Annotated in this window: 13 protein-coding genes; 9 read left to right on the top strand and 4 right to left on the bottom strand. The window is 71.0% G+C overall.

What is annotated here, in order from left to right; genetic code table 11:
* Window positions 1-38 precede the first annotated feature (38 nt).
* The 4 genes from desA to ACF1AL_RS00920 are packed head-to-tail and all read left to right on the top strand — an operon-like array spanning window position 39 to window position 5,056.
* Window positions 39-1,481: a lysine decarboxylase DesA gene (desA, locus tag ACF1AL_RS00935; RefSeq protein WP_391825251.1), complete on the top strand. Its 1,443-nt coding sequence runs from the start codon at window positions 39-41 to the stop codon at window positions 1,479-1,481.
* Window positions 1,465-2,748: a lysine N(6)-hydroxylase/L-ornithine N(5)-oxygenase family protein gene (locus tag ACF1AL_RS00930; protein WP_391825250.1), complete on the top strand. Its 1,284-nt coding sequence runs from the start codon at window positions 1,465-1,467 to the stop codon at window positions 2,746-2,748. The genes desA and ACF1AL_RS00930 overlap by 17 nt, the downstream gene beginning before the upstream one ends.
* The gene (locus ACF1AL_RS00925; protein ID WP_391694512.1) at window positions 2,745-3,287 is read left to right on the top strand and encodes a GNAT family N-acetyltransferase; all 543 of its coding nucleotides are present in this window, start codon (window positions 2,745-2,747) and stop codon (window positions 3,285-3,287) included. Before ACF1AL_RS00930 ends, ACF1AL_RS00925 begins: the two co-directional genes overlap by 4 nt.
* Window positions 3,284-5,056, top strand: coding sequence for an IucA/IucC family protein (locus ACF1AL_RS00920; protein WP_391825249.1), 1,773 nt, complete (start codon window positions 3,284-3,286; stop codon window positions 5,054-5,056). The genes ACF1AL_RS00925 and ACF1AL_RS00920 overlap by 4 nt, the downstream gene beginning before the upstream one ends.
* 61 nt (window positions 5,057-5,117) lie before the next feature.
* Here ACF1AL_RS00920 and ACF1AL_RS00915 read toward each other — a convergent pair whose 3' ends face one another.
* Window positions 5,118-6,752, bottom strand: a complete 1,635-nt coding sequence (locus ACF1AL_RS00915) for a beta-N-acetylhexosaminidase (RefSeq protein ID WP_391825248.1) — start codon at window positions 6,750-6,752, stop codon at window positions 5,118-5,120.
* Window positions 6,753-6,814: 62 nt separating this feature from the next.
* Between ACF1AL_RS00915 and ACF1AL_RS00910 the strand changes: the two genes are divergently transcribed.
* Window positions 6,815-7,690, top strand: a complete 876-nt coding sequence (locus ACF1AL_RS00910; RefSeq protein ID WP_391825247.1) for a DUF4429 domain-containing protein — start codon at window positions 6,815-6,817, stop codon at window positions 7,688-7,690.
* 31 nt (window positions 7,691-7,721) lie between these two features.
* On the opposite strand, the gene ACF1AL_RS00905 is transcribed toward ACF1AL_RS00910, so the two are convergent.
* Window positions 7,722-9,287, bottom strand: a complete 1,566-nt coding sequence (locus ACF1AL_RS00905) for a fibronectin type III domain-containing protein (RefSeq protein WP_391825246.1) — start codon at window positions 9,285-9,287, stop codon at window positions 7,722-7,724.
* A 164-nt stretch (window positions 9,288-9,451) separates the two neighbouring features.
* Between ACF1AL_RS00905 and ACF1AL_RS00900 the strand changes: the two genes are divergently transcribed.
* Window positions 9,452-9,709 carry a hypothetical protein gene (locus ACF1AL_RS00900; protein WP_366834363.1) on the top strand — a complete coding sequence of 86 codons (258 nt, stop codon included), beginning with the start codon at window positions 9,452-9,454 and terminating at the stop codon, window positions 9,707-9,709.
* A 12-nt stretch (window positions 9,710-9,721) separates the two neighbouring features.
* Complete coding sequence (gene glmS / locus ACF1AL_RS00895; RefSeq protein ID WP_366834362.1) at window positions 9,722-11,539, top strand: glutamine--fructose-6-phosphate transaminase (isomerizing); 1,818 nt, start codon at window positions 9,722-9,724, stop codon at window positions 11,537-11,539.
* 114 nt (window positions 11,540-11,653) lie between these two features.
* Here the strand turns inward: glmS and ACF1AL_RS00890 are convergent, their stop codons facing one another.
* Window positions 11,654-12,205: a hypothetical protein gene (locus ACF1AL_RS00890; RefSeq protein WP_384203701.1), complete on the bottom strand. Its 552-nt coding sequence runs from the start codon at window positions 12,203-12,205 to the stop codon at window positions 11,654-11,656.
* Between the two features lie 148 nt (window positions 12,206-12,353).
* Window positions 12,354-12,881 carry a universal stress protein gene (locus tag ACF1AL_RS00885; protein WP_366834360.1) on the bottom strand — a complete coding sequence of 176 codons (528 nt, stop codon included), beginning with the start codon at window positions 12,879-12,881 and terminating at the stop codon, window positions 12,354-12,356.
* Between the two features lie 332 nt (window positions 12,882-13,213).
* On the opposite strand from ACF1AL_RS00885, the gene ACF1AL_RS00880 reads away from it, so the two are divergent.
* The gene (locus tag ACF1AL_RS00880; RefSeq protein WP_391694494.1) at window positions 13,214-13,567 is read left to right on the top strand and encodes a hypothetical protein; all 354 of its coding nucleotides are present in this window, start codon (window positions 13,214-13,216) and stop codon (window positions 13,565-13,567) included.
* A gap of 378 nt (window positions 13,568-13,945) precedes the next feature.
* Window positions 13,946-15,154, top strand: a complete 1,209-nt coding sequence (locus ACF1AL_RS00875; RefSeq protein ID WP_391659883.1) for a helix-turn-helix domain-containing protein — start codon at window positions 13,946-13,948, stop codon at window positions 15,152-15,154.
* Window positions 15,155-15,249: the final 95 nt, after the last annotated feature.

Raw genomic sequence — 15,249 nt, 5'->3', positions numbered from 1 at the left:
ACTCCCCGCACGGACTGTCCCCACCGGAGGACCCCCACATGCGCTCGCACCTGCTCAATGACCTCACCGCGGAGCACTACCGCCGCTCCGTGACCGAAGGAGTCGAGCGGGTGGCCGCCAAACTCGCCACCACCGACCGTCCGTTCACCGGCGTCACCGTCGACGACCTCGCCCCCCGCATCGAGGGCATCGACCTGGACGCGCCACTGCACGACACCACGGCCGCCCTGGACGAGCTGGAGGACGTCTACCTCCGCGACGCCGTCTACTTCCACCACCCCCGCTACCTCGCCCACCTCAACTGCCCCGTCGTCATCCCGGCCGTGCTCGGCGAGGCCGTCCTGTCCGCCGTCAACTCCTCCCTCGACACCTGGGACCAGTCCGCCGGCGGCACCCTCATCGAGCGCCGCATCGTCGACTGGACCGCCGCACGCGTCGGCCTCGGCCCGGCCGCCGACGGCGTGTTCACCTCCGGCGGCAGCCAGTCCAACCTCCAGGCGCTGCTGCTCGCCCGCGAGGAGGCCAAGACGGACGACCTGGCCCGGCTGCGCATCTTCACCTCGGAGGCCGGCCACTTCAGCGTCACGAAGTCCGCCAAACTCCTCGGCCTCGGCCCCGAAGCGGTCGTCACGATCCCCGTCGACCACGACAAGCGCATGCGGACCGTCGCCCTCGCCCGCGCACTGCAGCGCTGCCGCGCGGACGGCCTCGTGCCCATGGCCGTCGTCGCCACCGCCGGCACCACCGACTTCGGCTCCATCGACCCGCTGCCCGAGATCGCCGAGCTCGCCGCGCAGTACGGCACCTGGATGCACGTCGACGCCGCCTACGGCTGCGGACTGCTGGTCTCCCCCACCCGGCGCGGACTGCTGACCGGCATCGAGCGCGCCGACTCGGTCACCGTCGACTACCACAAGTCCTTCTTCCAGCCGGTGAGTTCCTCCGCCGTGCTGGTGCGCGACGGCTCCACCCTGCGGCACGCCACCTACCACGCCGACTACCTCAACCCGCGCCGCACGGCCGCCGAGCGCATCCCCAACCAGGTCGACAAGTCCCTGCAGACCACCCGCCGCTTCGACGCGCTGAAGCTGTGGCTGACCCTGCGCGTGATGGGCGCCGACGGTGTCGGCCGGCTCTTCGACGAGGTCTGCGACCTGGCCCGGGAGGGCTTCCGGCTGCTCGCCGCCGACCCGCGCTTCGACGTGGTCGTCGAGCCCGCCCTGTCCACCCTCGTCTTCCGCTACGTCCCGGCCGCCGTCACCGACCCGGCCGGCATCGACCGCGCCAACCTGTACGCCCGCAAAGCCCTGTTCGCCTCCGGGGACGCCGTCGTCGCCGGCACCAAGGTCGCCGACCGCCACTACCTGAAGTTCACCCTGCTCAACCCCGAGACCACGGCCGGCGACATCGCCGCCGTGCTCGACCTGATCGCCGGCCACGCCGAGCAGTACCTGGGAGAGTCCCTTGACCGCGCTTGCTGAATCCCGCTCCCGCACCTACGACGTGGTGGGGATCGGGCTCGGGCCCTTCAACCTCGGCCTGGCCTGCCTCACCGAACCGATCGCCGAACTCGACGCGCTGTTCCTGGAGTCCAAGCCGGACTTCGAGTGGCACGCCGGCATGTTCCTCGACGGCGCCCACCTGCAGACGCCGTTCATGTCGGACCTGGTCACCCTGGCCGACCCGACCTCGCCGTACTCGTTCCTGAACTACCTCAAGGAGCAGGGCCGGCTGTACTCCTTCTACATCCGGGAGAACTTCTACCCGCTGCGCGTCGAGTACGACGCCTACTGCCGCTGGGCGGCGAACAAGCTCAGCAGCGTCCGCTTCGGCACGACGGTCACCGAGGTGACGTACGACGAGAGCGACGAGCTGTACGCCGTGCACACCGCCGCGGGGGACACCGTCCGCGCCCGCCACCTGGTCCTCGGCACCGGCACCCCGCCGCACCTGCCCGAGGCCTGCCGCGGCCTGGGCGGCGACTTCCTGCACAACTCCCGCTATGCGCGGCACAGAGCGGAGCTGCTGAAGAAGGAGTCGATCACCCTGGTCGGCTCCGGCCAGTCCGCCGCCGAGATCTATCACGACCTGCTCGGCGGGATCGACACCCACGGCTACCGGCTGAACTGGGTCACCCGCTCCCCGCGCTTCTTCCCGCTGGAGTACACCAAGCTCACCCTGGAGATGACCTCCCCGGAGTACATCGACTACTACCACGCCCTGCCCGAGGCGACCCGCTACCGGCTCACCGCCGAGCAGAAGGGCCTGTTCAAGGGCATCGACGGCGACCTGATCGACGCGATCTTCGACCTGCTGTACCAGAAGAGCCTGGCCGGCCCGGTGCCGACGCGGCTGCTCACCAACTCCTCGCTGGAGCACGCGACCTACGAGAACGGGACGTACACGCTCACCTTCCGCCAGCAGGAACAGGGCAAGGACTTCGAGATCGCCTCCGACGGCCTGATCCTGGCCACCGGGTACCGCTACGTCGAGCCGGAGTTCCTGAAGCCCGTCCGCGACCGGCTGGTCCGCGACTCCCACGGCAACTTCGACGTCGCCCGCAACTACGCCATCGACGTCACCGGCCGGGGCGTCTTCCTGCAGAACGCCGGCGTCCACACCCACAGCATCACCAGCCCCGACCTGGGCATGGGCGCGTACCGCAACAGCTGCATCATCCGGGAGCTGCTCGGCACCGAGTACTACCCGGTCGAGAAGACCATCGCGTTCCAGGAGTTCGCCGTATGAGCACCGCAGAGGCAAGCACCTTCGCCTTCCGCCCCCTCGACCCCCTCAAGGACGCCGAGCTGGTGCACTCCTGGGTCACGCATCCCAAGGCCGCGTTCTGGATGATGCAGGACGCGCGGCTGGAGGACGTCGAGCGGGCCTACATGGAGATCGCCGCCGATCCCCACCACGACGCGCTGCTCGGGCTGCGGGACGGGGTGCCGGTCTTCCTCATGGAGAAGTACGACCCCGCCCACCGCGAGCTGGCCGGGCTGTACGACGCGCGGCCCGGGGACATCGGCATGCACTTCCTGACCCCGCCGACGGACACGCCCGTGCACGGGTTCACGCGGGCCGTCATCACCGCCGTCATGGCCCATCTCTTCGAGGACCCGGCCGTCGAGCGGGTCGTCGTCGAGCCGGACGTGCGCAACACCGCCGTCCACGCGCTGAACGCGGCCGTCGGGTTCGTGCCCGAGCGCGAGATCCGCAAGCCGGAGAAGAAGGCCCTGCTCAGCTTCTGCACCCGTGAGCAGTTCGAGAAGGCGGTGACCCCATGACCCTCGCCGACGCCGTGGCCCACCTGACGCCCGAGCTGTGGGACCGCGCCAACCGTCAGCTGATCCGCAAGGCGCTCGCCGAGTTCGCGCACGAGCGGCTGATCACGCCCGAGCCCGACGGGGCGGACGGGTATGCCGTCCGCAGCGACGACGGCCTCACCCGGTACCGGTTCACCGCCGTCCGCCGGGCCCTCGACCACTGGCAGGTCGACGCCGACTCCCTGTCCCGGCACCGCGACGGGGCCGAACTGCCGCTCGATGCGCTGGACTTCCTCATCGAGCTGAAGGGCTCGCTCGGGCTGAGCGACGAGATCCTGCCGGTCTATCTGGAGGAGATCTCCTCCACCCTCTCCGGCACCTGCTACAAGCTCACCAAACCCCGGGTCACGGCCGCCGAGCTGGCCCGCGGCGACTTCCAGGCCATCGAGACCGGCATGACCGAGGGCCACCCCTGCTTCGTCGCCAACAACGGGCGGCTGGGCTTCGGCATCCACGAGTACCTGTCGTACGCCCCCGAGACCGCGTCCCCCGTCCGGCTGGTGTGGCTGGCCGCGCACCGCTCGCGGGCCGCGTTCACGGCCGGTGCCGGCATCGAGTACGAGTCCTTCGTCCGGCAGGAGCTGGGTGAGGCGACGGTCGCGCGGTTCGAGAAGCGGCTGACCGACCAGGGCCTGGACCCGGCCGACTACCTGCTCATCCCGGTCCATCCCTGGCAGTGGTGGAACAAGCTGACCGTGACCTTCGCCGCCGAGGTGGCCCGGGGACACCTGGTGTGCCTGGGCGAGGGCGACGACGAGTACCTGGCGCAGCAGTCCATCCGGACCTTCTTCAACGCCTCCCGTCCGGAGAAGCACTACGTCAAGACGGCGCTGTCCGTGCTGAACATGGGCTTCATGCGGGGCCTGTCGGCGGCCTACATGGAGGCGACCCCGGCCATCAACGACTGGCTGGCGCGGCTGATCGCCGACGACCCGGTGCTGAAGGAGACGGGGCTGTCGATCATCCGGGAGCGGGCGGCCGTCGGCTACCGGCACCTGGAGTACGAGCGGGCGACGGACCGCTACTCGCCGTACCGCAAGATGCTGGCCGCGCTGTGGCGGGAGAGCCCGGTCGCGTCTTTGGAGGACGGCGAGCAGCTTTCGACGATGGCCGCCCTGCTGCACGTCGACGACGAGGGCCGCTCCTTCGCGGGCGCACTGATCGAGCGGTCGGGCCTCGCGCCCACCGAGTGGCTGCGGCACTACCTGCGGGCGTACTACACGCCGCTGCTGCACTGCTTCTACGCCTACGACCTGGTGTTCATGCCGCACGGGGAGAACACGATCCTGGTGCTGCGCGACGGCGTGGTGCGGCGGGCGATCTACAAGGACATCGCCGAGGAGATCGCGGTGATGGACCCGGACGCGGTGCTGCCGCCGGAGGTAGCGCGCATCCGGGTGGAGGTACCGGAGGACCAGAAGCTGCTGTCGATCTTCACGGACGTCTTCGACTGCTTCTTCCGCTTCCTCGCTGCGCTGCTCGCCGAGGAGGGGGTGCTCACGGAGGACGCCTTCTGGCGCACCGTCGCAGAGGTCAGCCGGGAGTACCAGGAGGCGAACCCGGCGCTCGCCGACCGCTTCCGGCGGTACGACCTGTTCGCCCCCGAGTTCGCGCTGTCCTGCCTCAACCGGCTCCAGCTGCGCGACAACCGGCAGATGGTCGACCTGGCGGACCCCTCCGGGGCGCTGCAGCTGGTGGGTACGCTGCGGAACCCGATCGCCGGGTTCTGAGCGGCCGAAGACGGGCGGGCGCCCCGGTGTACGGTCCACCGGGGCGCCCGTCGGGCTGTGCTCAGGACGCCGGCCAGGGCACCTGGGGCGACTTGTGGTAGGTGATGCCGAGGGCGTCCCAGCGGGGGCCCTGGGCGGCCAGGCGGGTCCGGTAGGCGTCCCAGTCGTGGGTGGCCTGCGGCGACCAGCCCAGTTCGGCGACGCCGGCCACGCGCGGGAAGGCCATGTACTCGATGTCGGCGGACTTGGTGAGGGTCTCCGTCCACATCGGCGCCTCGACGCCCCTGACGGCCGAGGCGGGGGCGCCGGGCAGATAGGCGCCGGGGTCCCAGTCGTAGGACCTGCGCACCTCGACGTAACCGGCCCAGGACAGGCCGAGCTTGGTCTTGCTGTCGTACTTCATGTCGAGGTACAGCCGGTCGGCGGGCGACAGGATCAGCCCGGTGCCGTGCTGCGCGGCCTGCGCCACCTGCGCCTTCTCGGCGGCACTGGTGGAGTCCAGGCCCCAGTACTGGGCGAGAGCGCCGGGGGCGGGAGTGGCTCCGGTGAGCTGGTGCCAGCCGATGACCGTCTTGCCGTACTTGGCGACGATCGGCTGGACGCGGTTCATGAACGCCACGTAGTCCTCGTGGCTGGTGGAGTGCGCCTCGTCGCCGCCGATGTGCAGATAGCGGCCCGGGGTGAGCGCGGCCAGTTCGCGGACGACGTCCTCGACGAAGGTGTAGGTGACCTCCTTCGGCACGCACAGCGAGCTGAAGCCGACGCTGGTGCCGGTGTACAGCGGGGGCGCGGTGCCGTCGCAGTTCAGTTCCGGGTACGAGGCGAGGGCCGCGTTGGTGTGGCCGGGCATGTCGATCTCGGGGACGACCTGGAGGAAGCGGGAGGCGGCGTGACGGACGATCTCCCGGTAGTCGTCCTTGGTGTAGAAGCCGCCGGGGCCGCCGCCGACCTGGGTGGAGCCGCCGTAGGTCGCCAGGCGGGGCCAGGAGTCGACGGCGATGCGCCAGCCCTGGTCGTCGCTGAGGTGCAGATGCAGGGTGTTGATCTTGTAGAGGGCGAGTTCGTCGATGTACCGCTTGACCTGGTCGACGGTGAAGAAGTGGCGGGAGACGTCGAGCATGGCGCCGCGGTAGGCGTAGCGCGGGGTGTCGGTGAGGGTGCCGCCCGCGATCAGCCAGGGGCCCGGCTGGCGGGTGTCCTTCTCGACGGCGGCGGGCAGCAGCTGACGGAGGGTCTGCACGCCGTGGAAGAGACCGGCCGCCGTGCCCGCGGTGAGGGTGACGCCGCGCGGTCCGCTCTGCAGCCGGTAGCCCTCCGCGCCGTACTGACCGGGCGTCAGATGCAGCCGGATGGCGTTGCCGCCCTCGTGCACGACGGGCAGCGGATAGCCGGTGGAGGGCCGCAGGACACCGGCCAGGTAGGCGGCGACCCGCTCGGCCGCCGGGTCGTCGTCGACGCGCAGGACGGTGCCGGCCGTGATGCGGTACGGCTGCCCGCCGGGGCTGACCGACGCGGGGGCCGGGACGACCTGGCCGAGGGGGGTGGCCCGGGCCGCGGGGGTCTGCGGGGTGGCCTTCGGGGCGGTCGCGCCGACGGTGAGGGCGCCCGCCGCCGTCAGCAGCAGGGCGCCGAGGACCCGGGCCGTGCGGGTGGCCCGGGTCCGGTGCCGGGGAGTCGTGCTGTGGTGCCGTCTCACATGCGCTCCCTTCGGAAGTGGTTGAGACCACTGTCCCGCAGATCCGGTGAAACAATCCCCGCATGGCGGAAATCATCCAGAAGGACGGCACGTGGGCGTTCGACGGCGACGCCCTGCGGCTGACGCCGGGGCGCGACAAGTCCGTCGGCCTGCTGCGCAGAACCCTGGGCGAACTCGTCGTGCCGCTGGACGCGTTGGCGGGGGTGTCGTTCGAGCAGGGCAGGAAGTCGGGGCGGCTCAGGCTGCGACTGCGGGACGGCGCCGACCCGCTGCTGCAGGCGACGGGCGGCCGGCTCACCGAACCGCACGACCCCTACCAGCTGGTGGTCGAGCCCGACCGGTACGGCGTGGCCGAGTACTTCACCGAGGAGGTGCGCAGCGCCCTGCTGCTGGACGAGGTGCCCTCCGGGCCGGTCGAGAAGTACCTGCTGCCGGGGCCGCCGGTGCCGCTGTCGGTGGCGGCGGGGGACGGCTCGGCGAGCTTCGACGGGGAGCGGGTCCGCCTGGAGTGGAACTGGAAGACGGAGGACGCGAAGGCGGCCGCCGGTCCGCGCACCCTGGCCGTCGAGGAGATAGCGGCCGTGGAGTGGCTGCCGGCGGTGGGGCTGGAGAACGGCTGCCTGCGGTTCACGGTGAAGAACGCGCCGACCGAGGCCCCGCCGAAGTACGACCCGCACGCGGTGGAGCTGTGGGGGTTCAAGAAGGACCCGCTGATGGCGCTGGTCGCGGCGGCGGTGCAGGCGCGGCTGCCGCACCCGTCCGCGCCCGCGGACCGGCCGGAGACCGAGCCGCCGGCCGCCGGGCCGTCCGCGGCCGCCGCGGACGACACCGACGTGCTGCTGCGGCGGCTGCGGGAGCTCGGGGAACTGCACCGCACGGGGGTGCTGACGGACGAGGAGTTCACGCTGGCCAAGCAGGCGGTCCTCAAGCGCATGTGACCGACGACCGCCTGCCGGCGCCGCGCCGGGGCTACTTGGCGCGGCGGGCCACCGTGAAGTGGTCGATGCGGTCGCCGGTCTCGGCGATGCCCTGCACCTTCAGGGTGGTCCAGCGGCCCTTCGGCGCGGGCTCGACGTCCACGCGCAGGAAGGAGTAGTTCAGGTAGCGCACCCGGGACCAGGCGACGGTCTCGTTCTGCTTGCCGCCCTTGAGGTTGACGAAGGAGGCGACGGAGTCGACCTCGTGCTCGTGGCCCTCGTAGGAGTCCGGCGCGCTGAACGCGTACAGGCTGCGGCCGGCCGCGCCCGCGGTCACGTACACCACGCCCTCGGTCTCGGGGTAGGCCGTGCCGCCGATCGGCAGCTTCTTGGCGACCTTGTCGCCCTTGATGACGTCGGTGCGCTCGTACTGGTGGTTGTGGCCGTTGATGACCAGGTCGACCTGGTACTTCTCGAACAGCGGCACCCACTCCTGGCGCACGCCCCCCTCCGAGGCGTGCGCGGTGGAGGTGCAGTAGGCGCAGTGGTGGAAGAAGACGATGACGAAGTCGATGTCCCTCGCCGCCCGGAACTTCTTCAGCTGGCCCTCGAACCACGTGGTCTGGGTGCCGCCGGAGATGCCGAGGTTGGCCGGGATCTCGTAGGAGACGTCGTTGGGGTCGAGCGAGATGATCGCGGTGTTGCCGTAGACGAAGGAGTAGACGCCCGGCAGGTTCTTCTTGTCCGGCCCGTTGTCGGGCAGGGTGAAGCGGGCCTCCTCGCCGCCGTAGCCGTTGGGCGAGTACCAGGCCTCCATGTCGTGGTTGCCGTACGACACCATCCACGGGACCTGCTTGGCGACCGACTCGGTCTGGTACAGGAACTGGTCCCAGGTACGCGCGTCGAAGCCGGTGTCGGTGGTCTTGCCCGCGCCGGACGGGTCGCCGTAGGCGATGTCGCCGGCGTGCAGGTGGAACGCCGGGTTCTGGCCGAGGATCAGGGCGTCGTTGGCCAGTGCGTGGTAGCTGACGCCCTGGTCGCCGAAGGCAGTGAAGGTGAAGGGCGCCTTGTGCGCGGGCGCGGTGGTGAAGGTGCCCAGGGTGCCCAGCAGATGGGACTCGGCCGGGTCGAAGCCCTCGTGGCCGACGCCGTAGTAGTAGGTGCGGCCGGGGCGCAGGTGGGCGAGCTGGGCGTGCAGGTAGTACTGGGTGTGGTCGCCGCTCGCGCCGACGCCGGCCGGGGTGTACAGGGTGCGCACCTCGGCCTCGATCTTGCGGGAGAGGTCCCAGGGGTGCGCGCCGATCCGCACGAACGGCTTCTTCACGGCGACCGGGACCTGCCAGGAGATGGTCATCTCGGTGCGCGGGTCGTTGCCGTAGGCGAGGTGGCGGCCGAAGGGGGCGACCAGGGCGCCGTCGACGGTCTCGGTGGCGGGGGCGGTGCGCTGGGTGGGCACGGCGGCCTGTGCGGAGGCACCGGTCACGAACGCGCCACCGACCACGGCGCCCAGGGTGACCGCGCCGCCGCGCATCAGGGTGCGGCGGGAGAATCTCGACCGCAGGTACTCGTGCTGCTCGGCCATGCTCATGCGGTCCGCGAGCTGGTCCGGTACGCCCATGCGAGGAATGTCCATGGCGTCTGAAACTCGTCGGCCCAGGCAACGGGAATCGGGACGTCGGATGGACAGCCGCCGAACAGCCGCTCATGAGAGTTTCAACAGGCACTTGCCCGAAATCGGGCAGGATTCTTGCGAAACCCCGGCCGGTACCCCAGGATCATCGGGTGCACGACGAACTCGTAGATCATCTGACGCGGACGACGCCCCTGAACCGGGGCGAGGCGCTGCGGGTGATCCAGGACGTGCTCGCGTTTTTCGACGAGACGACCGAGGAGTACGTCCGTCGCCGCCACCGTGAGCTCCAGGCCCAGGGCCTGGTGAACACGACGATCTTCGAACGGATCGCGGCGGACCTGAAGTATCGCGCAGTGGCGCCGCCGGAGCTCTCGCTCCGGCAGTTGCGCCGCATCGTCTACGGCTGAGGAAATCTATCTATGTGCGGCATCGTCGGATACATCGGGAAGCGTGACGTCGCTCCCCTCCTGCTGGAGGGCCTGCAGCGCCTGGAGTACCGCGGCTACGACTCCGCGGGCATCGTCGTCACCTCGCCGAAGACCTCCGGCCTGAAGATGGTCAAGGCCAAGGGCCGGGTGCGCGACCTGGAGGCCAAGGTCCCGGCGCGCTTCAAGGGCACCACCGGCATCGCCCACACCCGCTGGGCCACCCACGGCGCCCCCTCCGACGTCAACGCCCACCCGCACATGGACGCCGAGGGCAAGGTCGCCGTCGTCCACAACGGCATCATCGACAACGCCGCCGACCTGCGCCGCAAGCTGGAGGCGGACGGCGTCGAGTTCCTCTCCGAGACCGACACCGAGGTCCTCGTCCACCTCATCGCCCGCTCCCAGGCCGGCAAGCTGGAGGACAAGGTCCGCGACGCGCTGCGCCTGGTCGAGGGCACCTACGGCATCGCCGTGATGCACGCCGACTTCAACGACCGCATCGTCGTCGCCCGCAACGGCTCGCCGGTCGTCCTCGGCATCGGCGAGAAGGAGATGTTCGTCGCCTCCGACATCGCCGCCCTGGTCGCGCACACCCGCCAGATCGTCACCCTCGACGACGGCGAGATGGCCACCCTCAAGGCCGACGACTTCCGCACCTACACCACCGAGGGCACCCGCACCACCGCCGAGCCCACCACCGTGGAGTGGGAGGCCGCCTCCTACGACATGGGCGGCCACGACACCTACATGCACAAGGAGATCCACGAGCAGGCCGACGCCGTGGACCGCGTGCTGCGCGGCCGCATCGACGACCGGTTCTCCACCGTGCACCTCGGCGGCCTCAACCTCGACGCCCGCGAGGCCCGCCGCATCCGGCGCGTGAAGATCCTCGGCTGCGGCACCTCGTACCACGCGGGCATGATCGGCGCCCAGATGATCGAGGAGCTGGCCCGCATCCCCGCCGACGCCGAGCCGGCCTCGGAGTTCCGCTACCGCAACGCGGTCGTCGACCCCGACACCCTCTACATCGCCGTCTCCCAGTCCGGTGAGACCTACGACGTCCTCGCCGCCGTCCAGGAGCTCAAGCGCAAGGGCGCCCGCGTCCTCGGCGTCGTGAACGTCGTCGGCTCGGCGATCGCCCGCGAGGCCGACGGCGGCATCTACGTGCACGCCGGCCCCGAGGTCTGCGTGGTCTCCACCAAGTGCTTCACCAACACCACGGTCGCCTTCGCGCTGCTCGCGCTGCACCTCGGCCGCACCCGCGACCTCTCCGTGCGCGACGGCAAGCGGATCATCGAGGGCCTGCGCAAGCTGCCCGCGCAGATCGCCGAGATGCTCGCGGACGAGGACGAGATCAAGAAGCTGGCCGAGGAGTTCGCCGAGGCCCGCTCGATGCTCTTCATCGGCCGCGTCCGGGGCTACCCGGTGGCCCGCGAGGCCTCCCTGAAGCTCAAGGAGGTCTCCTACATCCACGCCGAGGCCTACCCCGCCTCCGAGCTGAAGCACGGCCCGCTGGCCCTCATCGAGCCGGCCATGCCGACGGTCGCGATCGTCCCGGACGACGACCTGCTGGAGAAGAACCGCGCCGCGATGGAGGAGATCAAGGCCCGCAGCGGCCGCATCCTCGCGGTCGCCCACCAGCACCAGGAGAAGGCCGACCACACGATCGTCGTCCCGAAGAACGAGGACGAACTCGACCCGATCCTGATGGGCATCCCCCTCCAGCTCCTCGCCTACCACACGGCCAAGGCCCTCGGCCGAGACATCGACAAGCCCCGCAACCTGGCCAAGTCGGTGACGGTGGAGTAACCACGACGCACCCGCAGAGGCCACACAACGGAACGGGCCCCCCGGTGACGCCAAAGTCACCCAGGGGCCCGCTCACGTTCGCCGGGGAGCCGCCCACTCCCCAGCCGGCGGCAGCTACCCGGTGGCCGTCACCCCCCGGCCCGCCGCCCGCCGCGGAAGCACCGTCGGCCAGTGCGCGAGCGCCGCCGTCGCCGCGTACCACGCGACCGCGCCGGAGGCGACCGCCACCCAGCCGCCGGCCTTGGTGAGCACGGAGCTGTCGGCGAAGGCCGCCACGGCCAGCACCAGCATCGCGAGGAAGAGCAGCCCGTACATCGCCTGCCCGAGGCTGTCGCCGCCCGCGAGGGTCAACGTGAGGGCGACCAGGGCGAACAGCAGCAGGAACAGCCCGGCGGCGTTGGCGGAGCCGTGCTCCGCGACGGCCCAGGTGAACCACAGGGCGCCCAGAGCGACGTAGGCCACGCCGGCCGCGCCGTCGCGCAGGGCGAGCAGTCCGACGAGGAAGAGGGCAACTCCGCCCACGTAGTGGGCGACTGACATGGCGTCGGACGTCGCCACGCCGTCGATGACACCGGTCGTGCCGAGGCCGAACGCCAACAGGGTGACGCCCAGGGCGAGTCGGCCGGCGACCGTGGTGGTGCTTCCCGCAGAGACGACGTTGTCCACGGCGGGCTCCCTTCGTGCGGTGTGCGGTGGTGCGGTGACCGGTATATGCCCTTCACAACCGCACAAACACCTGGAACGCGTGAGTAACTTCACACAGCGCACAGGGAGATGGACGCGCAGTGACCAGCGCGACCGAAGGGACGAAGGCTCAGGGAATGACGATCACGGGCCGCTTCGCCCGCTTGGCGAGGCGCCCGGCGACGGAGCCGAAGATACGGCCGACGATGCCGTGCGTGGAGCCGACGACGATCGCGTCGGCCTCGTACTCCTGCCCGACCTCTTCCAGTTCGTGGCAGATGTCCCCGCCGCGCTCGACCAGGATCCACGGCACCTCGGCCAGGTAGTCCGCGCAGGCCAGCTCCAGCCCCAGCACCTCGGTGCGGTGGTCGGGGACGTCGACGAACACGGGCGGCTCGCAGCCGGCCCACACCGTCGTCGGCAGCCGGTTGGCGACATGGACGATGATCAGCCCCGAGCGGGACCGCTGCGCCATGCCGATCGCGTACGCCAGCGCGCGCTCACTGGACGTCGAGCCGTCGAAGCCGACGACCACACCGTGCTTGAAGGCGGGATCGCAGGGATGGCGCGCCTCTTCCGCCGCCTGGGGCTCCGTCGCCGACGGGTCGGCGACCGGCCGCTTGCGGTCCGCGGGTTCGAAGAATTCGTGACCGGCCATGGCTGTCTCGGCGTAGTGATCCTTTATGGGGGACGACAGTGTGCGGCGGAGCTGTGTCCGGGAAACATCTTCCCAACCCCATACCCCCAAGGGTACGGCGGCACGCCTCCTTAGCCCAGATCCCGCGGCAGCGCAGCGGGGTTCCCCGGAGCATGCACGAGCGGACGCCCGTAACGCAATGGTTGCTGCCCCGTACAGGCGGTTCGCACGGGATTCAACTGACGCCGGCCGGACGATCGTCCCGCTGCCGCCACTCGGTGACCATCCGCCGCCGGGCGGTGACCGACGCGTCGAACAGGCGTTGAACCCGGTGATCGACTCCAGGAGGCACCGTGCCCGCAAGCCGTACCGAGGACTCCGTGACCGACGTCGTCCGCTGGGCGGCCTTCAGCTGCGTCCTCGTGCCCGTGGTGCTTCTCTGGTACGGCACGTCGCTGGGCGGCGCCACCGGCACCGCGCTGGGGCTCGCCGCCGTCACCGCCGTCTGCCGCGCGCTGCTGCGCCGCTCGGAGCGGTGCGCGGCCCGGCCCGGGGCCGCCGGCGGACCGGAGGCGGGGGCCCGCCCGGAGGCTTCCCGGACGCCGCCGCACCGGGGGCGGCACCAGCGCACGGGGGCCGGGACGCACCGCGGTGGACGCCGTTCCGTGCCCCCGGCGCACACGGGGGGAAACACACCGGTCGGCTGACCGGTTTCCGCGCACGCACCCGTCTCTTTTCAGCCAACTTCTGGATCCCGCCCCCGCACCCCTCCGGACACCCCCCACCCCCCGTTCGACCTGCAAGGAAAGGGTCTCCGGGCACCCGCGCACCCTACGTGGATTGGCCACCGCCACGAGGCGCACTTCCCTGCGCCCTCCCCGAGTGCAACGCTTCGTGATCGAATGCTTTACGCCAAGTTGTCATGTCGACAATCCACGGGGTGGCGAACCGGTCACCGCGGCTTGGCGGGACGCAGTAGATTCGATCTTGACTGTCTTACGGCGGGGGACTCGTGCAGGACCGAGGGGAAACGTGCAGGAGCGACACAACCGAGGAGCCGCGACCACCGAGGGGGGCTTAGCAGGATGAGCCACGACTCCACTGCCGCGCCGGAAACCGCGGCCCGGAAACTGTCCGGGCGCCGCCGCAAGGAGATCGTCGCGGTGCTGCTGTTCAGCGGCGGCCCCATCTTCGAGAGTTCCATTCCGCTGTCGGTGTTCGGGGTTGACCGCCAGGACGCCGGCGTTCCGCGCTACCGACTGCTGGTGTGCGCGGGCGAGGAAGGCCCCCTGCGGACCACAGGAGGCCTGGAACTCACCGCACCGCATGGCCTGGAGGCGATCTCCCGCGCCGGCACGGTCGTCGTGCCGGCCTGGCGCTCGATCACCTCGCCGCCACCGGAGGAAGCGCTCGACGCACTGCGCCGGGCGCACGAGGAGGGTGCCCGCATCGTCGGGCTGTGCACCGGCGCCTTCGTGCTCGCCGCGGCCGGCCTGCTGGACGGACGCCCGGCGACCACCCACTGGATGTACGCGCCGACGCTGGCCAAGCGCTATCCGTCGGTGCACGTCGACCCGCGGGAGCTGTTCGTCGACGACGGCGACGTGCTGACCTCCGCCGGTACGGCGGCCGGGATCGACCTCTGCCTCCACATCGTGCGCACGGACCACGGCAACGAGGCGGCCGGCGCGCTCGCCCGGCGCCTGGTGGTCCCGCCGCGCCGCAGCGGCGGTCAGGAGCGCTACCTCGACCGGTCTTTACCGGAGGAGATCGGCGCCGACCCGCTCGCCGAGGTCGTCGCCTGGGCGCTGGAACACCTCCACGAGCAGTTCGACGTGGAGACGCTGGCGGCACGCGCGTACATGAGCCGCCGGACCTTCGACCGCCGGTTCCGGTCGCTGACCGGGAGCGCGCCGCTGCAGTGGCTGATCACCCAGCGGGTGCTGCAGGCGCAGCGGCTGCTGGAGACGTCGGACTACTCGGTGGACGAGGTCGCGGGCCGCTGCGGCTTCCGCTCGCCGGTGGCGCTGCGCGGGCACTTCCGGCGGCAGCTGGGGTCGTCCCCGGCGGCGTACCGGGCCGCGTACCGGGCCCGGCGTCCGCAGGGCGACAAGCCGGGCGAGGGCGAGGCGCCGCAGCCGGCGGTGCAGACCGCCGGGACCGGCGCTGCCGGGGGCGGACACCCCGGGGCGCCCACGCCGGTGCCGGCGCATCCGGATCCGGCGGTGCCGTTGCAGGCGCGGCGCACCCCGGTCGGAGCGCTGTCCCTGCCGGGCCAACGCAGCGGCTCCTGAACCCGGGGTTCGCGTAGACCGAGGGGTCCGTGGGGAGAGGCCGCCCCACGGACCCCTCGGCATTGCAAGCCGGCGGTGACTGCAACCCCCAGGGG

The sequence above is a fragment of the Streptomyces sp. NPDC014801 genome (genome assembly GCF_043082085.1).
GTDB lineage: Bacteria > Actinomycetota > Actinomycetes > Streptomycetales > Streptomycetaceae > Streptomyces.
The sequence above is the reverse complement of the archived record's forward strand: the minus strand, read 5'-3'. Positions and strand labels throughout refer to the sequence as shown.